The following is a 20472-nucleotide window of genomic DNA, read 5'->3' as shown; positions in this document are numbered from 1 at the left end:
TGTAGCTACCCCAGCCTCGCCACGGTCGGTATCGTGTGCCGATGCTTGCCCTCATCCAGCGCGTCACCCAGGCCAGCGTCCGCGTCGACGGTGAGTTGATCGGTGCCATCGGCCCGGGTTTGCTGGCACTGGTCGGTATTGAACCCGCGGACGGCGACGCGCAGGTCGCGCGAATGGCGGAGCGCTTGCTCGGCTACCGGGTGTTTGCAGACCAGCAGGGCCGCATGAACCTGAGCCTGGGCAATACCGGGGGTGGATTGTTGCTGGTCAGCCAGTTCACCCTGGCCGCGGATACCTCCAGTGGCATGCGGCCGGGCTTCAGTACCGCCGCGGCGCCCGACCTGGCTGAACCGGTGTTCAACCAATTGCTGCAAACCTGCCGGGCCCGGCACCCTGCAGGGGTGGAAACCGGCCGCTTCGGTGCCCATATGGTGATAGGTCTGGTCAACGATGGCCCGGTCAGCTTCCTTCTTCGGGCCTGATCCCCGGCGCCATCCCCTGCCACAGCTTGCTTTCAGGCGGTGGCGCCAGACGCTGGTATAATAGAAGGTTCCTTCCTCCCCATTACATGGTGGCGCAGCCGTATGGCAAACGAACGTCAGGCTCCCCAGTCCGATATCAAATCGCTGATCAGCAAGGGCCTGGAACAAGGCTACCTGACCTACGCGGAGGTCAACGATCACCTGCCCGACGATATCGTCGATGCAGAGCAGATCGAAGACGTCATTGCGATGATCAACGGCATGGGCATCGAAGTGCACGAAGTTGCACCCGATGCCGACACGCTGTCGATTGGCGACAGCAGCGCCAGTGCCCGCGAGGTGGACGAAAGCACCGCCGAGGAAGCTGCGGCCGCATTGACCAGCCTCGACGCCGAAGGTGGCCGCACCACCGACCCGGTGCGGATGTACATGCGCGAGATGGGCACGGTCGACCTGCTGACCCGCGAGGGCGAGATCGAGATCGCCAAACGCATCGAAGATGGCCTGAACCAGGTCCAGGCTTCGGCCGGCCTGTTCCCGGGCACGATCGAGTTGATCCTGCAGGATTACGAGCTGCACAAGGCGGGCAAGAAGCGCCTGGCCGAGTTGCTGGTTGGCTTCCTGGATCAGCTCAACGACCCGACCGTGGCCCCGCCGCCGCGTGAGGCGATGTCGATCAGCCCGGAAGAAAGGCAGGAAGAGCTGGACGCCAGGGCCGCAAGGGAAGAGGCGCGGGCCGCAAAGCAGGCCGCCAAGGAAGCAAGGGAAGCGGCCAGGCAGGCCGAAAAGGGCAGTGATGACGATGCCGACGAAGATGACGACGAGGACGAGGATGATGATGACGTCGCCGATGACGGCCCGACCGGCCCGAATCCGGCCGAGGTCACCAGTCGCTTCGAGTACCTGAGCGGGCTGTACGCCAAGTTCGAGAAGGCCTACGCCAAGCACGGCCCGAGCCACAAGTCCGTGACCAAGCTGCGCGAGGACATGGCCGAGGTGTTCGTCACCCTCAAGCTGCCGTTGCCGCTGATTGATGCGCTGGTGCAGAACATGCGCGACACCCAGGCCGAGATCAAGCGCCACGAGCGCCGGATCCTGGAGCTGTCGACCCGCGTCGCCAAGATGCCGCGCAAGGACTTCATCCGCTCCTGGGATGGCAATCAGACCAACCTGGAGTGGGTCGACGAGCTGCTCAAGCGCAAGCAGAAGTGGGCGTCCGGCCTGCGTGACGTCAAGGACCAGATCATCGCCGAGCAGGAGGCCACCATTGCCACCGAGCTGGCGATGCGCATGACCCTGGGCGACCTGCGCGATATCAGCCGCACCATGGCCTATGGCGAGACCCGGGCCCGCAAGGCCAAGCGCGAGATGGTCGAGGCCAACCTGCGCCTGGTGATCTCGATTGCCAAGAAGTACACCAACCGCGGCCTGCAGTTCCTCGACCTGATCCAGGAAGGCAACATCGGCCTGATGAAGGCGGTCGACAAGTTCGAGCATCGCCGCGGCTTCAAGTTCTCGACCTACGCCACCTGGTGGATCCGCCAGGCGATCACACGCTCGATTGCCGACCAGGCACGCACCATCCGCATCCCGGTGCACATGATCGAGACGATCAACAAGCTCAACCGGATCTCGCGCCAGATGCTCCAGCAGTACGGCCGCGAGGCGACGCCGGAAGAGTTGGCCAAAGAGATGGAGATGCCCGAGGACAAGGTTCGCAAGGTGATGAAGATCGCCAAGGAACCGATCTCCATGGAGACCCCGATCGGCGACGACGAGGACTCCCACCTGGGTGATTTCATCGAGGACACCAACGTGGAGTCCCCGGTGGAGGCGACGGTCAACATCAACCTGACCGAAACCGTGCGCGACGTGCTGTCCGGCCTGACCCCGCGTGAGGCGAAGGTGCTGCGCATGCGCTTCGGCATCGACATGAACACCGACCACACCCTGGAAGAAGTCGGCAAGCAGTTCGATGTCACCCGCGAGCGGATCCGCCAGATCGAGGCCAAGGCGTTGCGCAAGCTGCGTCATCCGACCCGCTCGGAGCAACTGCGCAGCTTCCTCGACATCGAGTAACCCCGCAGTCCCGGATCTACCCGAAGCCCCGCCAAGCGCGGGGCTTCGCGTTTCCGCAGGCTACAATTGCACCCCGCGATGCGGGCCTATAGCTCAATGGTTAGAGCAGCGAACTCATAATTCGTTGGTTCCAGGTTCGAGTCCTGGTGGGCCCATTTTTCGATGGCCATCTCGCTGCGCTGCCGTCGCATCGCCGCCACATGCTCGGGCATCGGCTCCAGCGGCTGATCGAGACGTTCGTCTCCCGCGTTTCAGACAGCGGTTCTGTTCCGCGCCCGCCACGCGACCTTGCAGGCCGCGGCGATGGCCAGCGTCAGCACGAACGTGGACAGCAGTTGCAGCCGCGAGTCGGGCGACAGCAGCGTCAGCGCGAAGATCAATGCAAGGATCGCCAGGCCCAGCCAGGTCACGTACGGGAAACCGCGCATGCGGAACGGCAACGGTGCGCCGGCCCGGTCCGCGCGACGGCGCAGGATCAGCTGCGAGACCAGGGTGATCGTCCATACCATCAGGCAGGTCGATCCGACCAGGTTGAGCAGCGCGGGCAACACCCGCTCGGGGAACCACAGCTCCAGCAGGGTGGCAAAGAACCCGAATGTGACGCTTGCCAGCACCGCGACCAGCGGCACCATGCGGCGGTTCACCCGGGCCAGGCCGCGAGGCGCCTCGCCGCGCTCGGCCAGCGAGAAGATCATCCGCGAGGCGCCATAGAGGTTGGCGTTGAGCGCCGACAGCAGCGCGATCACCGCGACCAGGGTGATCGCGGTGGCGGCACCCGGGATCGCGGCGACCTGCAGCACCGCCGCGAACGGCGACTTCAATGCGTCGCTGGTCCACGGCACCACCGCGATGATCACCGCGATCGAGCCGATGTAAAACACGAGGATGCGCCAGGCGACGGTACGGATCGCGCGGGCGAGACTGCGTCCTGGCTGCTCGGATTCGGCGGCGGCGATGGCGACGATCTCGGTGCCGCCGAACGCGAACACCACCACCAGCAAGGCCGCGCCAATCCCGGCCAGACCCTTGGGCGCGAAGCCGCCGTGGGCGGTGAAGTTGGATAGCCCCGGCGAGGGTGCCGCCGGCAGGAGTCCGAGCAGCAGCGCCGCGCCGATGGCGATGAAGGCGAGGATCGCGATCACCTTGATGATCGCGAACCAGAACTCGAACTCGCCGAAGTTGCGCACGCCCAGCAGGTTGATCGCGGTGAATATCGCCATGAACAACAGCGACAGCCAGGGCACCGGCAACGAGGGCCAGACCGTGGCCAGCAGTCCGGCGGCACCGACCGACTCGGCCGCGACCACGATCACGACCTGCAGCCACCACAGCCAGCCGACGGTGGCGCCCGCAGTCGGCCCCATCGCGTCGGCGGCATAGACCGAGAACGCGCCGCTGGACGGACGCGCGGCGGCCATCTCGCCCAGCGCGTGCATCACGATGATCACCAGCGCGCCGGCGATCAGATAGGAGACCAGCACCGCCGGCCCCGCCGCCTGCACGCCCACGCCCGAGCCGAGGAACAGGCCCGCGCCGATGGCGGTGCCCAGGCCCATCATGATCAGCTGGCGGGGCTTCAAGGCATGCTGAAGCCGCGGCTCGCCGGCGGTGGGAGAGCTGGCGGAGGTGTTGCTGGATAGCTGCGGAGGAAAGGACATTCGGTGGACGGGCTGCGAGTGGCGAGCCCGCAACGATACCCGTCAGTGCGATTCGCGGGGCGGCGGTCGTTCTGGGGTAGTGGCCGGTGCGCCGGGGCTGGCCGGCAACGCAGGTATCGTCGCCATGAGGTGCCGCTGGTGGTCACACAAAGGCATTGTGCCAAATATAGAACGTATAGATATAAATCTGTCTGTTTATCCTAATTGTGATATCAATCAAGCTGTTTGCATCAGGCGACGCACCGTCGCCCTTGAACACGGAGACCGCCGACATGATCACTTTGCGCCCCGCCTCGGAACGCGGCCACGCCAACCACGGCTGGCTTGACTCCCACCACAGCTTCTCGTTCGCCGGTTACCACGACCCGAACCACATGCACTGGGGCCCGCTGCGGGTCATCAACGAAGATCGGGTGCAAGGCGGCAAGGGCTTCGGCACCCACCCGCACCAGGACATGGAGATCATCAGTTACGTCCTCGATGGCACGCTGGCCCACCGCGACTCCATGGGCACCGGCGCCACCATCGTGCCGGGCGAGGTGCAGCGGATGAGCGCTGGCACCGGCGTCACCCACTCCGAGTACAACCACGAGCAGGGCAAGACCACGCACTTCCTGCAGATCTGGATCATCCCCTCCGTGCGCGGCATTCAGCCCGGCTATGAGCAGAAGACGTTCCCGGAGGCCGAGAAGCGCGGCCGCCTGCGGCTGCTGGCCAGCCCGGACAGCGCCGACGGTTCGGTGCTGATCCACCAGGACGCACGGATGTACGCCGGGCTGTTCGACACCGGCGAAGCGGCCGTGCTGGAGCTGGCACCCGGCCGCCTGGGCTACGTGCACATGGCCCGCGGCAGCGCGGTGGTGAACGGTCACGCCGTCTCCGCCGGTGACGCGTTGCTGTATGCCGACGAGTCGAAGGTGCTGATCGAGCGCGGCGAAGGTGCCGAGATCCTCGTCTTCGACCTGCCGCAGCTGCAATGAGGCCGGCCGGGATGAGTCTCAAGGACAGTGCCGGCAAGCGCCGTCCCGACCGCTGGTCACCGGTGAGCCAACTGCTGCACTGGGCCACGCTGGCGCTGATCGTCTGGCTGGCGTGGCGGGGGCTGTCGATGGTCGACATGCCCAACACGCCGGCGAAGATCAACGCCTATGCGCTGCACAAGTCACTGGGGCTCACCCTGCTGGCGCTGGTGGTGGTGCGACTGGCGTGGCGGCTGCTGGCCCGTGCGCCCAGGCCGGTGGCTGGCACGCCGGCCTGGCAGGAGCGGATCGCATCGCTGACCCATGTCGGGCTCTACGTGTTGCTGTTCGCGATGCCGGTGAGCGGATGGCTGTTCAACTCCGCCTCCGGTTACCCGTTGCAGTGGTTCAAGCAATTCAATCTGCCCCCGATCGCCGGACGCGATACCGGGTTGGCCGAGCTGGCCGGCAATGTGCACGAGTGGGGATTCTGGCTGCTGGTGCTGCTGGTAGCCCTGCATGCCGGCGCGGCCCTGTACCACCACTTCGTGCAACGAGATGACACGTTGTTGCGCATGTTGCCGCGCATCCGGGGCGGCAAGCAGACCCCTCCTACTTCTACCTTTGATCTGGAACACTGACATGACCTTCAAGCATTCCCTGTTGTTCTTTTCCCTCGCCACCGCCGGCCTGGTTGCCGGTCCCGCCAACGCTGCGGACTATGTCCAGTCTTCGGGTGCGCTGACCTTCGCCAGCGAGTACCAGGGCGAGATCTTCACTGGCCAGTTCCCCGGCTTCCGTACCACCCTCAGCTTCGACCCGGCGGCCCCGCAGGACGCAAGGCTCGACGTGCTGATTCCACTGGCCGGGGCGGACACCCAGAACCCCGAGCGCAACGACACGTTGCAGAGCCCGGATTTTTTTAACGTCGCGAAGTTTGCGCAGGCGCGCTACACCGCCGAGGGTTTCCGTAGCCTGGGTGGCAACGAGTACGCCGCCGATGGCACGCTCAGCCTGCGCGGCGTGGGAAAGCCGGTCACGCTCACGTTCACCTGGACACCGAGCGAGGCGCCGGTGCTGTCGGGCAGGGCGAAGGTCGAGCGCCTGGCGTTCGGGGTCGGCGGCGGTGACTGGGCCGACATCGGCATCATCCCGGACGAGGTCGCCATTTCGACCCGCGTCCGGTTCTCGCGCGCGCCCTGAACCTCCTTCTTCACTGCCGCTGGCCCCATTCCCGAAGCGAAGAGCCGGTAGGCCCGCGATGTATCGGGTGGCCAGCGGCGCCGCATAATCGACACACTCCTCGGCTAGCCTGCCCGTTGTTTCGTGCGTAGGGGGCGCAAACATGGGCATGGCGGATCGATTGGGGCACGCGGCGATGCTGGCCGTGCTGGCGACCTCGGCATTCGTGACCGGGTGCGGACCGGCGCCGGTGGATGGCACCTCCTCAGCTGCCGCCGGGCCGGCGGTGCCGGCGCGTGACGTCATCGAAAAGCGCATCGACCCACGCCGCGGCGATCTCGCCGTGCTCGCCATGGCGGCGATGGCTGAAAACCGCATCCACTCGCCGGTCGGCGACAGCGCGATTGACTACTACCTGGCGCTGCGCGAGCAGCGGCTCAATGACGCGGGAGTGGGCGCGGCGCTGGCCGAGTTGTCGCCGTACATGGTGATCGCCACCGAGCAGGCGATCGTGCAGGAGGATGTGTACGAGGCGGATCGCTTGTTGGCGCTGTTGCGACGGATCGACGCCGATACGCCAGCCTTGCCGCGGTTGGGCGAGGGTCTGCAGGCATTGCATCAAGCGCGCCAGGCCGAGATGGAACGCGCAGCCAGCGAGTCGTCGCGGCGGGCATCAACGTCGGCGCTGGTACTTGTTGCCGACCCGGGCAAACCGGCGCCAACGGCGGCGGCCGCGCCCGCCATCGTGGCCTCGCCGTCGGAGCCCCCGGCCCAGCCGCCGCGCGTCGAGCTGGCGAGCGTCGAACCCGTCCCTCCGCCGACGCGGCCGCAATCAAAGCCAAAGCCGGCGATTCCGCGCCTGCTCCAGGATGCCGCTCCACGATACCCGTTGTCGGCATTGCGGCGCGGCATCGAGGGCCACGTCCAGGTCGCTTTCACCATCAAGCCGGACGGCAGCGTCAGCGCGCCGCGGCTGCTTTCGGCCAATCCCGAAGGTGTGTTCGACGAGGCTGCGATCGCGGCGGCGAGGCGCTGGCGGTTCGAGCCCGGCGCGACCGCGGTCACTACCAACCGTGTGGTCAACTTCACCCTGCCCGAAGGGTGACGGCGCTTGGTCGCTGGCCGCCTCGAGGCACAACGGCGACAATGGTGCGATGAACGATACCGCCCAACTGCTCGAAACCGTCGAGCACGAAACCGGCCCGGCCCCGACCTGGGCCGTCATCTGGCTGCATGGCCTCGGTGCCGACGGCAATGACTTCGCGCCGATCGTTCCCGAGCTGGTCCGCAAGGGTTGGCCGGGACTGCGCTTCGTGTTTCCACACGCGCCCATGCGCGCGGTCACGATCAACAACGGCATGTCGATGCGCGCTTGGTACGACATTGTCAGCCTCGACGCCGACAAGATGACCGACCGCGCCGACGAGGCCGGGGTCACCCAGTCGGTGGCGCAGGTCGAGGCGTTGATCGCCCGCGAGCTCGAGCGTGGCATCGCGCCCGACCGCATTGTGCTGGCCGGGTTCTCGCAGGGTGGCGCGGTCGCGCTGGCCGCGGGGCTGCGGCGCAGCGAACCGCTGGCCGGGCTGGTCGCGTTGTCGACCTACTTGCCGCTGTCGACCGCGGCGCTGGCCGGCTTGGAACAGTCGGTGCCGGCCGCAGCGCCGACCCAACCGCTGTTCATGGCCCACGGCCAGTTCGACCCGGTGGTGCCGTTCGCGGCAGGCCAAGCCAGTGCCGAACGGCTGCGCGCGCTGGGGTTCAAAATCGACTGGCACGCCTACCCGATGGCCCATCAGGTTTGCGCCGAACAGATCCGCGACCTTGGCGACTGGCTGGCGGCGCGCTTTGCCGCCAGCTAGAACGGCGACGCGGCGAAGCTCACACGACCATACGATTACAGGGGCAGGCCGATGAAAGTAGTCATCGTCGACGACGAACCACTGGCGCGCGAGCGCTTGCGCGGACTGCTGAAGGACATGGACGGCATCGAGGTGGTCGCCGAAGCCTGTGACGGCGCCGAGGCCCTGCACGCCAGCGCCGAGCATTCCCCCGATCTGGTGTTGCTGGACATCGCGATGCCCGGCATCGACGGACTGGAAGTAGCGCGTCACCTGGCGGCCTTCGAGCCGCGTCCGGCGGTCGTGTTCTGTACTGCCTACGACATCCACGCGCTGTCGGCATTCGAGGCCGAGGCGATCGACTACCTGGTCAAGCCGGTTCGCGCCGAGCGCCTGGCCGCCGCGCTGGAACGGGTGCGTACCTTTGCCGCCGGTCGCGAGCGTAGCGGTGATCATCCCGGTGGCCCGCGCAGCCATCTTTGCGCGCGCCTGCGTGGCAGCCTGCGGCTGATCCCGGTCGAGGACGTGCATTACCTGTACGCCGATGAGAAGTACGTCGTGGTCCACCACGCGCGTGGCGAAGACCTGATCGAGGCGTCGTTGAAGTCGCTGGAGGACGAGTTCGGTGAGCGCTTCCTGCGCATCCATCGCAATTGCCTGGTTTCCCGTCACCTGGTCACCGAGCTGCGCCGCAGCCCGGACGGACAGGTAACGGTACTGCTCGGGAACGTGGCCGAGCCGCTGGAAGTCAGTCGGCGCTGCGCGAGCGCGGTGCGCGAAGTGCTGAAGCAGCTTTAACGGCGATAATGACCGCATGACTACCCTGCGTATCGCCACCCGCAAGAGCCCGCTCGCCCTGTGGCAGAGCGAACACGTCGCCGACGCCCTGCGCGCGGCGCATCCCGGAATCCTCGTCCAGTTGGTGCCGATGAGTACCCGCGGCGACGAGGTGCTGGACCGCTCGCTGGCCGCGATCGGCGGCAAGGGCCTGTTCCTGAAGGAGCTGGAGATCGCGATGCAACGCGGCGAAGCAGACTGCGCGGTGCATTCGCTGAAGGATGTGCCGATGGCGCTGGAGCCGGGCTTTGCGTTGCCCGCGATCCTGCCACGTGCCGACTATGCCGACGCCTTCATCAGCAACCGTTTCGACGATATCGCCAGCCTGCCCGAGGGTGCCGTGGTTGGCACCTCGTCGTTGCGGCGGCAGGCGCAGTTGCGTGCGCTGCGGCCGGACCTGCAACTGCGCGACCTGCGTGGCAACGTCAACACGCGGCTGGCCAAGCTCGATGCCGGTGATTACGACGCGATCGTGCTCGCTTGCGCCGGCTTGCAACGGCTCGGCTTTGATGACCGGATCCGGTCGCGGTTGCAGGCGCCGGACTGGCTGCCGGCACCGGCGCAGGGGGCGATCGCGATCGAATGCCGCGACGACGATGCCGCCACAGCGGCGCTTTGCGCGGCACTGGACCACGCCCACACCCGCACCTGCGTGGAGGCCGAGCGGGCGATGAACCGCGCCCTGGACGGCAGCTGCCACGTGCCCGTCGCCGGTCTGGCCACGCTTGACGGCGAGCGTTTGCGATTGCACGGGCTGGTCGGTTCGGCAGCCAACGGCGGCGCGGTGCGTGCCGATGCGGAGGGCAGCGCCGATGCCCCCGAAGCGCTGGGGGCGAAGGTCGCCAGGGCGTTGCTCGATCAGGGCGCCGGCGAGTTGCTGGCGCAAGCTTTGTCATTCCCCGCGACGCGGGGCTGACTAACGAGGGTCTGGCTAGAACCGTCGCCGCAACTGCAGCGACGACTCCGCCGATTCGGTGCCGGTGACACCGGCCTCGTTATGGCGGATCTGGAAGTCGCCTTCCAGGGTCCAGAACGGCCACAAGGCGACATCCAGGCCAACCGACTGCTTGACGAACGTCGCCCCTTGTCCCGTTTCGAACTGGATGGTCTGGTTCCATCGCGCGCGCTTGGTGATCTGGTGCCCGATGTCGATCTCGCCCCGCAGCACCGGGCCTGACAGGTTGATGCCATCGTCGTGGAGTGGCGCAAGCCGGTAGGCGGCGCCCAACTGCACGCCCAGTTGGGTCGGGCCGTTGCGCAGCGCCTGCAGGTGGTAGCGGGTGCCGATACGCCAGTCATTGGCGTAGCTCGCCTTGGCATCACGCGGGCGTGCCGGTGCGCTCAGTCCGATCCACGGGCCACTGCCGGGCAAGCTCAGCCGCCCGCCGCGCTTGCTGTCGAACGCCAGATGATTGCCAAGCGGGGAGGCCGCGCGCTGCCATTCTTCATCGCCACAGCGAGTCGAATAGCAGAACAGCCGCAGCTGCGCAGGGTCGCTGCCAAGCGCCATCAGCGCCGGGTCGCCAACCGCCGCTGTGGGCAGGGTGATGAATGGGCCGGTAAGCAGGATCAGCCCCAAAGTGCCAAGCATGGTCAACTGTGGATCGGGGAGGAACGCTCATTATGGCAATGATCACGTACCGACCCAAATACGTCGGTTCAGCTGGCAACAGTGGCGGCGGCTCTAGCCCGATGCGATGCTTGCGCCATGGAACGTATCGAACGCATTCACGCCCTGCACCGGATCCTGACTTCCGCGCGCTATCCGGTCACGGTGCAGCGTCTGCAGGAGGAGCTGGAATGTTCACGGGCGACGGTCTATCGCGACCTCGCCTACCTGCGCGATCAGTTGATGGCGCCGGTGATCGGCAACGGCGAAGCCGGGTTCCGTTACGACCCCGACGAGGGTGATCGTTTCGAGTTGCCCGGCCTGTGGCTGAACTCCGAAGAGCTGCACTCGCTGTTGGCGGCCCAGCAGTTGATGCTGCGCAGCGGCGGCGGTGTGTTGTCGAACGCACTGGCGCCGTTGCAACACCGCATCGAGAAGCTGCTCGACGACCATGCCGGCGGCCGGCGGGTGCCGATCGAGCGCATCCGGGTGATCCCGCACCGCACCCGGCGACTGGACGAAACCGCGTTCCGCCACGTCGCCACTGCGGTGCTGGACCGCAAGCAGCTGGCCTTCGAGTACCGCGCCCGCTCCACCGACCAAGCCACCCGGCGCACGGTGTCCCCGCAACGCATGACCCACTATCGCGACAACTGGTACCTGGATGCCTGGGACCACGACCGCGATGCATTGCGCAGCTTCGCGGTCGACCGCATCAGCAACGCCCGCCAGCTAGACGGGGCGGTGCATGACGTTCCGGACGAGGAGCTCGATCGCCAGTTGGCCTCCAGCTACGGCATTTTCTCCGGCACTCCGAAAGGCTGGGCGACAATCGTGTTCAGCGCCAAGGCCGCGCGCTGGGTGGCCGATGAGCATTGGCACTCGCAGCAGCAGGGTCGGTTCCTCAATGACGGGCGCTATGAACTGAAGGTGCCCTTCAGCTCCGGGCGCGAGCTGTTGATGGATGTGCTGCATTACGGCAGCGACGCCGAGATCCTCGAGCCACCGGTGTTGCGGGAGCAGGCGCGCGCCTTATTGTCGCTGGCAATGGGCAACTACGAGCGCGACCCCCGCTGACCGGTCAGAACCCGTAGACGAATGCATGCCAACCCACTGCGTGCCGGGCTACGGTTTGCGCGCGCTCCTCACCAGGTACAGGCCGAGCACGACGGCGACCGCCGCCACCAGCGCGCTGGGCAGCAGTCCCCGCAGTAGCGCGCCAATCGATGCGGCACCCGCTTCCATGTCCATGCCGATCGGATCGATGACGCCGTAGCCAAGCAGCATGATGAAGGCGAAGCCGAGCGCGATACACAGGTAACCGATGTACAGCCGCGTGTTCATGACGTGTCCTCCTGTTCGCCGGTGACAAGTGTGCCGGCCGCACGGCGGTTACGCGAGCGACCGCGGGTGAGGACGGCTGGCGATGCGTCGCGTTCGCAGCGGCCGGCCATCGTTGCGTCCGTGGCATCCTTGAGCCAGGGTCACCTCGATCCGCAACCACGCCCCTTGCCATGGCCTGTATCGAAGATCTCCCAGACAGTCGACCTCAAAGACTCTCGGTCGATCCGGTTGCGGGTTGCTGATGGCCGGCGCAGACGCCCCCCGGATCGAGCGCGACGAACCGGTCGCCCTGGTGCTCGGTGCCGGTGGCGCGCGCGGGTTCGCGCAGATCGGCGTGATCGAGTCACTGCAGAAGCGCGGCCTGAATATCGTCGCGGTTGCCGGCTCGTCCTGCGGAGCGTTGGTCGGCGGCTTGTTTGCGGCCGGGCAGCTCGACGTGTTCCGCGAGTGGGTGTTGTCGATGAGCCGGACCGACATGTTGCGCCTGCTCGATCCGGTGTTTGGCCAGCCCGCGCTGTTTGAAGGCACGCGCTTGATGGCGGCGTTGCGGAAACGCACCGGCGACATCCGGATCGAGGACCTGCCGATCGACTTCACCGCGGTTGCGGTCGACTTGCCGCGCCAGCGAGAAGTCTGGCTGCGTGACGGTGACCTGTGGGATGCGGTGCGCGCCTCGATCGCGATCCCCGGCGTGTTCACCCCGCACCGCGTAGACGGTCGGGAGTTGGTCGATGGTGGCCTGCTGGCGCCACTGCCGATCGCGGCGACCCGCCTGTCGGGTGCGCACCGATTGATTGCGGTCGACATGAACAGCTGGCCGAGCAGCCCGCCCGGCAGGCCTGCGGAGCCGGATGCACCCGAACCGCGCATCGGCGATGAGAGCCCTGCGCACGGGGGCCTGCTCGACTGGATCGAGCGTCGCTTCCATCGCAACGGCAACGATGCCGGCGCGTCCATGGACACCGGATCCCAGTACGGCTTCATTGAGCTGATGGCGCGTTCGCTGGACACCATGCAGGCACAGATCGCGCGCGTGCAGATGGCGTTGGACCCGCCCGAACTGGTGATACGGATCCCGCGCGATGCTTGTGAGTTCTACGAGTTCTGGCGCGCGCGCGAGCTCATCGCGATCGGTCGCGCCGAAGCCGACAAGGTGCTTGACGCCGCCGGCTACTGAGCTTCGTCCAGGCGCGTGGCGGCAACGTCATCCATGCGGTCGCAGCCGGTGAGATCGCGCAGCGCAATGCTGCGACTCCACCCATCAGGAGCCGCGCCATGAACCGTTCCGACCGAGTTGCCATCGATCCGATTGATCCGCGTATCGAGGACGTGCTGCGTTATGCCAGCGCGATCGGCGCGACCTTGCTGGTGTTGCTGCCGGCGGCGCGCGGTTCCAGCGAGATGATCGGCTGGCTGCCGTTGTGGTTGCTGGTGATGCCGCTGAGTGGCTGGTGGTTGGTGCGCCAGGTCCGCCGCCCGCGAGTCGCTGCGTCGGCCCGTCACGGGTGACTTGGTGCACGCGGCCGGCATCGGGCCGCCGTGCTAGCGTGCGGGCTTCGTGTTTCACCTTTGTCCAGATAACTTTGTCCAGATACCGGAGCGCCCATGTCCACGCTGTCGCAGGCCTGCCAGGCCGCCATCCTCGTTGCCGGCCTGACCGTTGCTGCGGGCGCTGCCCACGCCCAGGAGTCCGCTGTGTCCGATCCCTATCTCTGGCTTGAGAACGTCGAAGGGAAGAAGGCGCTTGATTGGGTCAAGGCCCGCAACGCCGTGACCGAAGCCGAGCTCGCCAGCACGCCGGAGTTCAAGCAACTGGAAGCGAAGATCCTCGCGATTCTCGACTCGGAGGCGAAGATCCCGTCCGTCAGCAAGATTGGCGACTATTACTACAACTTCTGGAAGGACGCCGGGCACGAGCGCGGCATCTGGCGTCGCACCACGCTGGCCGAATACCGCAAGGACTCGCCGCAGTGGGAAACCGTCATCGACCTGGACGCGCTCAACCAGGCCGAGGGTGAGAACTGGGTCTGGCACGGCGCGGACTGCCTGAAGCCGGCCTATGAGCGCTGCCTGATCGCGCTGTCGCGCGGCGGCGCCGACGCCGATGTCACCCGTGAGTTCGACCTGTCCACCCAGTCCTGGGTCACCGACGGTTTCTTCCGCGACGAGGCCAAGGGCGGGCTGGGCTGGATCGACCGCGACCATGTCTACGTGTTTACCGATTTTGGCCCCGACGCGGACGGCGCGCCTACGGTGACCGAGTCCGGCTACCCGCGCGTGGTCAAGCAGTGGACCCGCGGCACCCCGATGTCCGAGGCCACGGTGGTCTATGAAGGCCAACCCGACGACATGTATATCGCCGCCGCCCACGACCACACCCCCGGCTTCGAGCGCGATTTCGTCAGCCGCTCCCTGGCGTTCTACAACGACGAGTTGTACCTGCGCAAAGACGGCGAGCTGACCAGGATTGATGCGCCCAACTCGGCAAACAAGTCGGTGCACAAGGACTGGCTGGTGCTGGAGTTGCGCGAGCCGTACGAGGCTGGTGGCAAGACCTGGCCGGCCGGCAGCCTGATCGCGGCCAATTTCGACGATTTCATGGCCGGTGGACGCGACTTCACCGCACTGTTCGAGCCCAGCGAGACCACGTCGCTGGCCGGCTCGGCCGTGACCGCCAACCATCTGGTGTTGAACGTGCTCGATGACGTGCGCAACCAGCTCAGCGTGTTGACGCCGCCGGAAGACGGCCAGGGCGAATGGACCCGCAGCGCCTTCGTCGGCCAGCCCGAGGGCAGCGTCAAGGTGTGGGCAGTCGATCCCGACGACAACGACCAGCTCTGGATCACCGCCGACGGCTATCTCAGCCCGGAGACGTTGGCGATCGCCGAGGTCGGCCAGGCACCGCAGGTGCTGAAGACCATGCCGGCGTTCTTCGATGCGTCCAGCCACCAGGTCGAGCAGTTCTTTGCCACCAGCAAGGACGGCACGCAGGTTCCGTACTTCATCGTCAAGCCGAAGGATCTGGTGCTCGATGGCACGACACCGACCCTGCTGTACGGCTATGGCGGCTTCGAGATATCGATGCTGCCCGGCTACTCGGGCAACGTTGGCACGGCGTGGCTGGAGAAGGGTGGCGTGTACGCGGTCGCCAACATCCGCGGCGGCGGCGAGTACGGTCCGCGCTGGCACCAGGCCGCGCTCAAGGCCAACCGTCACAAGGCCTATGAGGACTTTGCCGCAGTCGCCCAGGACCTGGTTGCACGCAAGATCACCTCGCCCGACAAGCTCGGCACCCAGGGCGGCAGCAACGGTGGCCTGCTGGTGGGCAACATGTTGACCCAGTATCCAGAGCTGTTTGGCGCCATCGTGGTGCAGGTGCCGCTGTTGGACATGAAGCGTTACCACAAGCTGCTGGCCGGGGCGTCGTGGATGGCCGAGTACGGCGATCCGGACAAGCCGGAGGAGTGGGCGTTCATCAAGACCTTCTCGCCGTACCACCTGTTTGATGCCGACAAGGACTACCCGCCAACCCTGTTCACCACCTCGACCCGCGACGACCGCGTCCACCCCGGCCATGCGCGCAAGATGATGGCCAGGATGCTGGAGGCCGACAAGGACGTGCGCTATTACGAGAACATCGAAGGCGGTCATGGCGGCTCGGCCAACAACAAGCAGGCCGCGCACATGAGCGCGCTGGCGTATACGTTCCTGTGGAACCAGTTGGCGGACTGAATGCACAAAGGCCGGGCATGCCCGGCCTTTTTTTGCAGGAGCGACGCCCCGTAGCCCGTTGTACTTCCCACTTCCGGCCCCCATCCCATGAATCCCACTTTGTTGCTTGCCGCCTTGATGACCCTCTCCAGCCCGACCCTCGCCCAGACCCTGCCCGCGCCGCCCGATGCGGCGCAAAAGCCGCACACCGTCACCGCGCCGCATGGTGCCGAGCGCCAGGACGAGTACTACTGGCTGCGCGATGACAGCCGCACTGCCCCGGAGATGCTGGCCTACCTCAACGCCGAGAACAGCTACGTCGACACGGTGATGGCGCCGCTGCAGGGCGTTCAGGACACCCTGTACGAGGAGATCGTCGGGCGCATCAAGCAGGACGACAGCTCGGTGCCGTATCGCGAGCGTGGCTGGTGGTACTACACCCGGTACGAGACCGGACAGGACTATCCGGTGCATGCGCGTCGCCACGGTTCGATGGACGCCGCCGAAGAGGTCTTGCTGGACGTCAACGCGATGGCCGCCGGCAAGGACTACTTCAGTGTCGGCGACTGGGAAGTCAGCCAGGACAACCGCCTGCTGGCCTGGGCCGAGGATGACATCGGACGCCGCCAGTACGTGATCCGGATCAAGGACCTGGAGACCGGCAAGGTCTTCGATGACGTCATCGCCGGGGTGGCGGCGAACATCGTCTGGGCCGACGACAATAAAACCCTGTTCTACGTCGAGAACGATCCGGAAACCCTGCTCACGGTGCGGGTCCGGAAGCACGTGCTCGGCACCCCGGTCAGCGACGACGTGCTGGTGTACGAGGAGTCCGATGACACCTTCTACATGGGCATCGGCCGCACCCGCGACGACCAGTACATCTGCATTGGCGTGGAAAGCACGGTGTCCAGCGAGTCGCGTTGCGCGCGGGCCAGCGACCCGAGTGAGTTCGTGGTGTTGGCGCCACGCCAGCGCGATGTCGAGTACGACGCCGACCACCATGGCGGGCGCTGGGTGATCCGCACCAACGCGCCGGATGCGGACGGGCAGGTGGCCGACAACTTCAAGCTGATGACCGCGCCCAGCCATGCCAGCTCGCGCGCCCAGTGGCAGGAGTGGATCGGTCACGACGAAGACGTGTTCATCGAGGGCTTCGAGCTGTTCGACGGGTTCACTGCGGTGGCCGAGCGCTCCGGTGGCCTGGAGCGGATCCGGCTGCTGCGCGGGGAGGCCGGCCAGCCCAATGCCGATGCGGAGTATGTCCAGGCCGATGAGTCGGCCTACTCGATGGGCCTGGCGGTCAATTCCGAATCCGATACCGACTGGCTGCGCTACAGCTACACCTCGCTGACCACGCCGGCGACGACCTACGAGCTCAATACCCGCACCGGCGAGCGCAAGCTGCTCAAGCGCCAGCCGGTGATCGGCTACGACCCGGACCAATACGTGACCGAGCGGGTCTGGGCGCCGGCCCGCGATGGCGTGAAAGTGCCGGTATCGCTGGTCTACAAAAAGGGCTTCCAGAAAAACGGTGAGGCGGCGCTGCTGCAGTACGCATATGGCAGCTACGGCTACTCGATGGACCCGGCATTCAACCTGCCGGTGGTGAGCCTGCTGGACCGTGGCATGGTCTACGCCATCGCCCACGTCCGCGGGGGCCAGGAGCTGGGCCGCCAGTGGTACGACGACGGCAAGCTGTTGAACAAGCAAAACACCTTCAACGACTTCATCGACGTGACGCGGTACCTGGTTGATCAGGGTTACGCGGCCAACGACCGGGTGGCCGCGTATGGCGGCAGCGCCGGCGGCTTGCTGATGGGCGCGATCGCCAACCAGGCGCCCGACAGCTACAAGGTGATCCTGTCGCAGGTGCCGTTTGTCGACGTCGTCACCACCATGCTGGATCCGAGCATCCCGCTGACAACCAACGAGTACGACCAGTGGGGCAACCCGGAAGACAAGGTCTTCTACGATTACATCCTGGCCTACTCGCCGTACGACAACCTGGTCGACCAGGACTATCCGGCGATGTTCATCGGTACCGGGCTGTGGGACTCGCAGGTGCAGTATTGGGAGCCGGCGAAGTACGTCGCCCGGCTGCGCGACCTGGCGACCGGTGACGCACCGATCCTGTTCCGGACCAACATGGACGCCGGTCATGGCGGCAAGTCGGGACGGTTCCGGCGCTATCGGGAACTGGCCGAGATGTACGCGTTCGCGCTGGATCAGTTGGAGGTTGCTCCGCCGGCCTCTTGAGCTGCGCTGGCGTGGGTTACGCCAGTGGAGTGGAGGGCCAGGGACGAAGATTGGGGTCGAGGATCGGCACCGGAGTGTCGATTCGCCGACAATGGGCCATGCCTGACCGTGCGCCAATCCCGGACCCGCTCGCCCCGACAGTCCTGCTCGCCCCGCCCGCCCCGGTAGCCAGCCGGCTGCGTTGGGCCTGGTGGCTGGTCGCCTACCTCAGCTTGGGTCTGGGTCTGGTCGGGGTGGTCGTGCCCGGCCTGCCGACCGTCCCGTTTGTGCTGCTTTCGGCCTATGCGGCCGCCCGTGGGTCTGCCCGCCTGCACCGTTGGCTGCTGGCCCATGCCCTGTTCGGGCCCATGATCGTGGACTGGCAACGCGGCGGGACGGTCGCGCGCCGGGCAAAATGGTGGGCGAGCCTATCGATGGCGGTGTGTGCGGTGGTGATGTTCCTGACCGCGCCGCAGTGGTGGATGGCCGGTACCGGCACCGGGGTCATGGCGCTGGTGGCGGGTTGGTTGTGGTTGCGGCCTGAACCGCCAATCCGATGAGCTTCGCAGCCACGGCCGCCACCGCTACACTGCGCCGATGAACACACAAAAAATGATGTGGCTTGCTGGCGCGCTGACGGTGTCGCTGTTGGTGCTGAGCGGCTGTGGCAACAAGGGCCCGCTGGTGATGCCCGATGCGGTTCCGGTCGAGCCTGCGGACACCGATTCCGAACCACTGCAGACCGATACCCCGCCGGTGGACGTTGGCTCGCCAGTGGATGACATGCCCGTCGATCCGGTGCCGATCGACCCGGCCACGGTTCCCGACACCGACACCGAATCAACCGACGCCAACGCGGACGCCGACGCCGACGCCGACGCCGACGCCGACGCCGACGCCGACGCCGACGCCGACGCCGACGCCAACGCCGACGCCGACGGGAATGGCTGAGCCGGCGACATCGGTGGCGGCACCGGCCTTGCGTTTCAGCAAGATGCACGGCGCCGGCAATGATTTCGTCGTGTTGGACCTGCGTGGCGAAGTCCCCGCGCCCAGCCGGTCGTTGTGCCGCGCATTGGCCGACCGCCACATGGGTGTCGGCTGCGACCAGGTTCTGACCGTCGAGCCGGCCCGTGAGCCAGGCTCGGTCGCCAGCTACCGGATCTGGAATGCCGATGGCTCGGGATCGCAGCAATGCGGTAACGGCGCGCGCTGCATCGCGGCCTGGCTGGTGCGTGACGGCGCGGCGGCGGCGAGTGCCGACTTCGCGATGGACAGTCCGGCCGGCACGCACGTGGCCGAGCGATTGGACGACGGCGACTTCCGGGTCGCAATGGGAGTGCCGCAATTCGATCCGGTACGGATTCCGTTGCATGGCTTCAGTTCGGCGCGCGATGCCTACGTGCTGCCGGTGCGCGGCTCGATTATCGAAGTAGGCGCGGTGTCGCTGGGCAATCCGCATGCCTTGATCGAGGTCGAGCAGATCGACGAGGCGCCACTTGAGGCCATGGGTCGCAACCTGCAACAAAGCGCCGCGTTCCCGGAGTCGGTCAACGTCGGCTTTGTCCAGGTGGTCGCGCGCGACCATATCCGGCTGCGCGTGTATGAGCGTGGTGTCGGCGAGACACTGGCGTGTGGCAGCGGCGCCTGTGCGGCGGTGGCGATCCTGGTCCGCCGGGGCCGGGTCGATCGTGACGTCCGGGTCGTCCTGCCCGGTGGCGAGCTACGCGTTGCATGGCCGGACGATGACGCGCCGATGCTGCTGGCCGGGCCGGCCAAATTCGTATTCGAAGGAGAATGGATTGCATGAGCGAGACCACCGAAACCCTGGGTGCCCACGAAGTCGCCGCGTGGCTGCGTCGTCATCCCACCTTCCTGCAGCAGTTCCCCGACTTGTCGCTGACCCTGGTGGTGCCGCGCGAGGAAGGCTCGGCCGCATCGTTGGCCAGTTACCAGTTGGAGGTGCTGCGCGACAAGAACCGCGAGCTGTCCAAGCGGCTGCGTGAGCTGTTTGGCAATGCGCAGGAGAACGAGCGGCTGGCAGTGCGCACCCATCAGTTGGCGTTGGCGCTGATGCGCCAGGACACTGCCGCCGATACGGTGCGTGCGATGGCCGCCAGCCTGGCCGAGGACTTCAACGGCGATCTGGTGCGACTGGTGTTGTTCGAGCCCGTTGAGGGGCTGGACGAGGACGAGTGGCTGCAAGTGGTGCCGCGCGATGACGCCCGTCTGCAAGCGTTCCGAGATTGCCTGGACGATGGGGAGCCGTTGTGCGGGCGGCTGCAGCCGGACAAGCATGCGTTGCTGTACGGGATGCAGGCCGAAGAGGTGCATTCCACCGCGTTGCTCTCGCTGCCCAACCTGGGCCTGGTCGCTGTGGGCAGCCGTGACCCGAACCGGTTCTTCCCGGGGATGGGTACCTTGTTCTTGCGAATGATGGGCGAGGCGCTGGAAACGGCGCTGGCGAGGTATGCGCGCTAGTCACGACACCGACACCGACCTCAGCCGCGACTGGGACAGCAACCGCGATCGCGA

21 protein-coding genes and 1 tRNA gene are annotated in these 20472 nt (G+C 66.4%); 19 read left to right on the top strand and 3 right to left on the bottom strand.

What is annotated here, in order from left to right; all coding sequences use genetic code 11:
* The first annotated feature begins 41 nt into the window (after nucleotides 1–41).
* The 3 genes from dtd (at nucleotide 42) to ACW5DN_RS10330 (ending at nucleotide 2716) form a co-directional block, all read left to right on the top strand.
* Nucleotides 42–482, top strand: a complete 441-nt coding sequence (gene dtd / locus ACW5DN_RS10340; RefSeq protein ID WP_456962586.1) for a D-aminoacyl-tRNA deacylase — start codon at nucleotides 42–44, stop codon at nucleotides 480–482.
* A 102-nt stretch (nucleotides 483–584) separates the two neighbouring features.
* Nucleotides 585–2561, top strand: coding sequence for an RNA polymerase sigma factor RpoD (gene rpoD, locus ACW5DN_RS10335; RefSeq protein ID WP_456962585.1), 1977 nt, complete (start codon nucleotides 585–587; stop codon nucleotides 2559–2561).
* A gap of 82 nt (nucleotides 2562–2643) precedes the next feature.
* Nucleotides 2644–2716, top strand: a tRNA-Ile gene (locus ACW5DN_RS10330).
* Between the two features lie 96 nt (nucleotides 2717–2812).
* On the opposite strand, the gene ACW5DN_RS10325 is transcribed toward ACW5DN_RS10330, so the two are convergent.
* Nucleotides 2813–4219, bottom strand: coding sequence for an amino acid permease (locus ACW5DN_RS10325; RefSeq protein WP_456962584.1), 1407 nt, complete (start codon nucleotides 4217–4219; stop codon nucleotides 2813–2815).
* A 272-nt stretch (nucleotides 4220–4491) separates the two neighbouring features.
* Here ACW5DN_RS10325 and ACW5DN_RS10320 point away from each other — a divergent pair, with 272 nt between their 5' ends.
* From ACW5DN_RS10320 to hemC, 7 genes are all read left to right on the top strand, one after another.
* Nucleotides 4492–5199 (top strand): pirin family protein, encoded by a 708-nt coding sequence (locus ACW5DN_RS10320; protein WP_456962583.1) that lies wholly within the window; start codon nucleotides 4492–4494, stop codon nucleotides 5197–5199.
* A gap of 11 nt (nucleotides 5200–5210) precedes the next feature.
* Nucleotides 5211–5819: a cytochrome b gene (locus tag ACW5DN_RS10315; protein ID WP_456962582.1), complete on the top strand. Its 609-nt coding sequence runs from the start codon at nucleotides 5211–5213 to the stop codon at nucleotides 5817–5819.
* Nucleotide 5820: 1 nt separating this feature from the next.
* Nucleotides 5821–6381 carry a YceI family protein gene (locus tag ACW5DN_RS10310; RefSeq protein WP_456962581.1) on the top strand — a complete coding sequence of 187 codons (561 nt, stop codon included), beginning with the start codon at nucleotides 5821–5823 and terminating at the stop codon, nucleotides 6379–6381.
* A 148-nt stretch (nucleotides 6382–6529) separates the two neighbouring features.
* Nucleotides 6530–7465: a TonB family protein gene (locus ACW5DN_RS10305; protein WP_456962580.1), complete on the top strand. Its 936-nt coding sequence runs from the start codon at nucleotides 6530–6532 to the stop codon at nucleotides 7463–7465.
* 49 nt (nucleotides 7466–7514) lie between these two features.
* Entirely contained in the window at nucleotides 7515–8219 is a 705-nt protein-coding gene (locus ACW5DN_RS10300; RefSeq protein WP_456962579.1) for an alpha/beta hydrolase, read from the top strand.
* A gap of 51 nt (nucleotides 8220–8270) precedes the next feature.
* Nucleotides 8271–8996, top strand: coding sequence for a LytR/AlgR family response regulator transcription factor (locus tag ACW5DN_RS10295; RefSeq protein ID WP_456962578.1), 726 nt, complete (start codon nucleotides 8271–8273; stop codon nucleotides 8994–8996).
* A 16-nt stretch (nucleotides 8997–9012) separates the two neighbouring features.
* On the top strand, nucleotides 9013–9951 hold the full coding sequence (gene hemC / locus ACW5DN_RS10290) for a hydroxymethylbilane synthase (protein WP_456962577.1): 939 nt from the start codon (nucleotides 9013–9015) through the stop codon (nucleotides 9949–9951).
* Nucleotides 9952–9966: 15 nt separating this feature from the next.
* Here hemC and ACW5DN_RS10285 read toward each other — a convergent pair whose 3' ends face one another.
* Nucleotides 9967–10626, bottom strand: a complete 660-nt coding sequence (locus ACW5DN_RS10285) for a DUF481 domain-containing protein (protein ID WP_456962576.1) — start codon at nucleotides 10624–10626, stop codon at nucleotides 9967–9969.
* Nucleotides 10627–10743: 117 nt separating this feature from the next.
* On the opposite strand from ACW5DN_RS10285, the gene ACW5DN_RS10280 reads away from it, so the two are divergent.
* Nucleotides 10744–11721 carry a helix-turn-helix transcriptional regulator gene (locus ACW5DN_RS10280; protein WP_456962575.1) on the top strand — a complete coding sequence of 326 codons (978 nt, stop codon included), beginning with the start codon at nucleotides 10744–10746 and terminating at the stop codon, nucleotides 11719–11721.
* Between the two features lie 48 nt (nucleotides 11722–11769).
* Here the strand turns inward: ACW5DN_RS10280 and ACW5DN_RS10275 are convergent, their stop codons facing one another.
* Entirely contained in the window at nucleotides 11770–11988 is a 219-nt protein-coding gene (locus tag ACW5DN_RS10275) for a hypothetical protein (protein WP_456962574.1), read from the bottom strand.
* 241 nt (nucleotides 11989–12229) lie between these two features.
* Here ACW5DN_RS10275 and ACW5DN_RS10270 point away from each other — a divergent pair, with 241 nt between their 5' ends.
* The 8 genes from ACW5DN_RS10270 to ACW5DN_RS10235 all read left to right on the top strand — a co-directional run bounded on the left by ACW5DN_RS10270 (nucleotide 12230) and on the right by ACW5DN_RS10235 (nucleotide 20418).
* On the top strand, nucleotides 12230–13165 hold the full coding sequence (locus ACW5DN_RS10270) for a patatin-like phospholipase family protein (protein ID WP_456962573.1): 936 nt from the start codon (nucleotides 12230–12232) through the stop codon (nucleotides 13163–13165).
* Nucleotides 13166–13263: 98 nt separating this feature from the next.
* Nucleotides 13264–13497: a hypothetical protein gene (locus ACW5DN_RS10265; protein WP_456962572.1), complete on the top strand. Its 234-nt coding sequence runs from the start codon at nucleotides 13264–13266 to the stop codon at nucleotides 13495–13497.
* A gap of 96 nt (nucleotides 13498–13593) precedes the next feature.
* Nucleotides 13594–15720: a prolyl oligopeptidase family serine peptidase gene (locus tag ACW5DN_RS10260; protein ID WP_456962571.1), complete on the top strand. Its 2127-nt coding sequence runs from the start codon at nucleotides 13594–13596 to the stop codon at nucleotides 15718–15720.
* Between the two features lie 117 nt (nucleotides 15721–15837).
* Nucleotides 15838–17958 carry a S9 family peptidase gene (locus ACW5DN_RS10255; protein WP_456963037.1) on the top strand — a complete coding sequence of 707 codons (2121 nt, stop codon included), beginning with the start codon at nucleotides 15838–15840 and terminating at the stop codon, nucleotides 17956–17958.
* Between the two features lie 98 nt (nucleotides 17959–18056).
* Nucleotides 18057–18497 carry a YbaN family protein gene (locus tag ACW5DN_RS10250; protein WP_456962570.1) on the top strand — a complete coding sequence of 147 codons (441 nt, stop codon included), beginning with the start codon at nucleotides 18057–18059 and terminating at the stop codon, nucleotides 18495–18497.
* Nucleotides 18498–18549: 52 nt separating this feature from the next.
* On the top strand, nucleotides 18550–18888 hold the full coding sequence (lptM, locus tag ACW5DN_RS10245) for an LPS translocon maturation chaperone LptM (RefSeq protein ID WP_456962569.1): 339 nt from the start codon (nucleotides 18550–18552) through the stop codon (nucleotides 18886–18888).
* Nucleotides 18881–19747, top strand: coding sequence for a diaminopimelate epimerase (dapF, locus tag ACW5DN_RS10240; protein ID WP_456962568.1), 867 nt, complete (start codon nucleotides 18881–18883; stop codon nucleotides 19745–19747). Before lptM ends, dapF begins: the two co-directional genes overlap by 8 nt.
* A complete protein-coding gene (locus tag ACW5DN_RS10235; protein WP_456962567.1) occupies nucleotides 19744–20418 on the top strand; it encodes a DUF484 family protein in 675 nt (224 codons plus the stop codon). Before dapF ends, ACW5DN_RS10235 begins: the two co-directional genes overlap by 4 nt.
* Nucleotides 20419–20472 lie beyond the last annotated feature (54 nt).

The sequence above is a fragment of the Lysobacter sp. A289 genome, from assembly GCF_054072675.1.
This window is presented reverse-complemented; position numbering and strand designations above follow the sequence as displayed.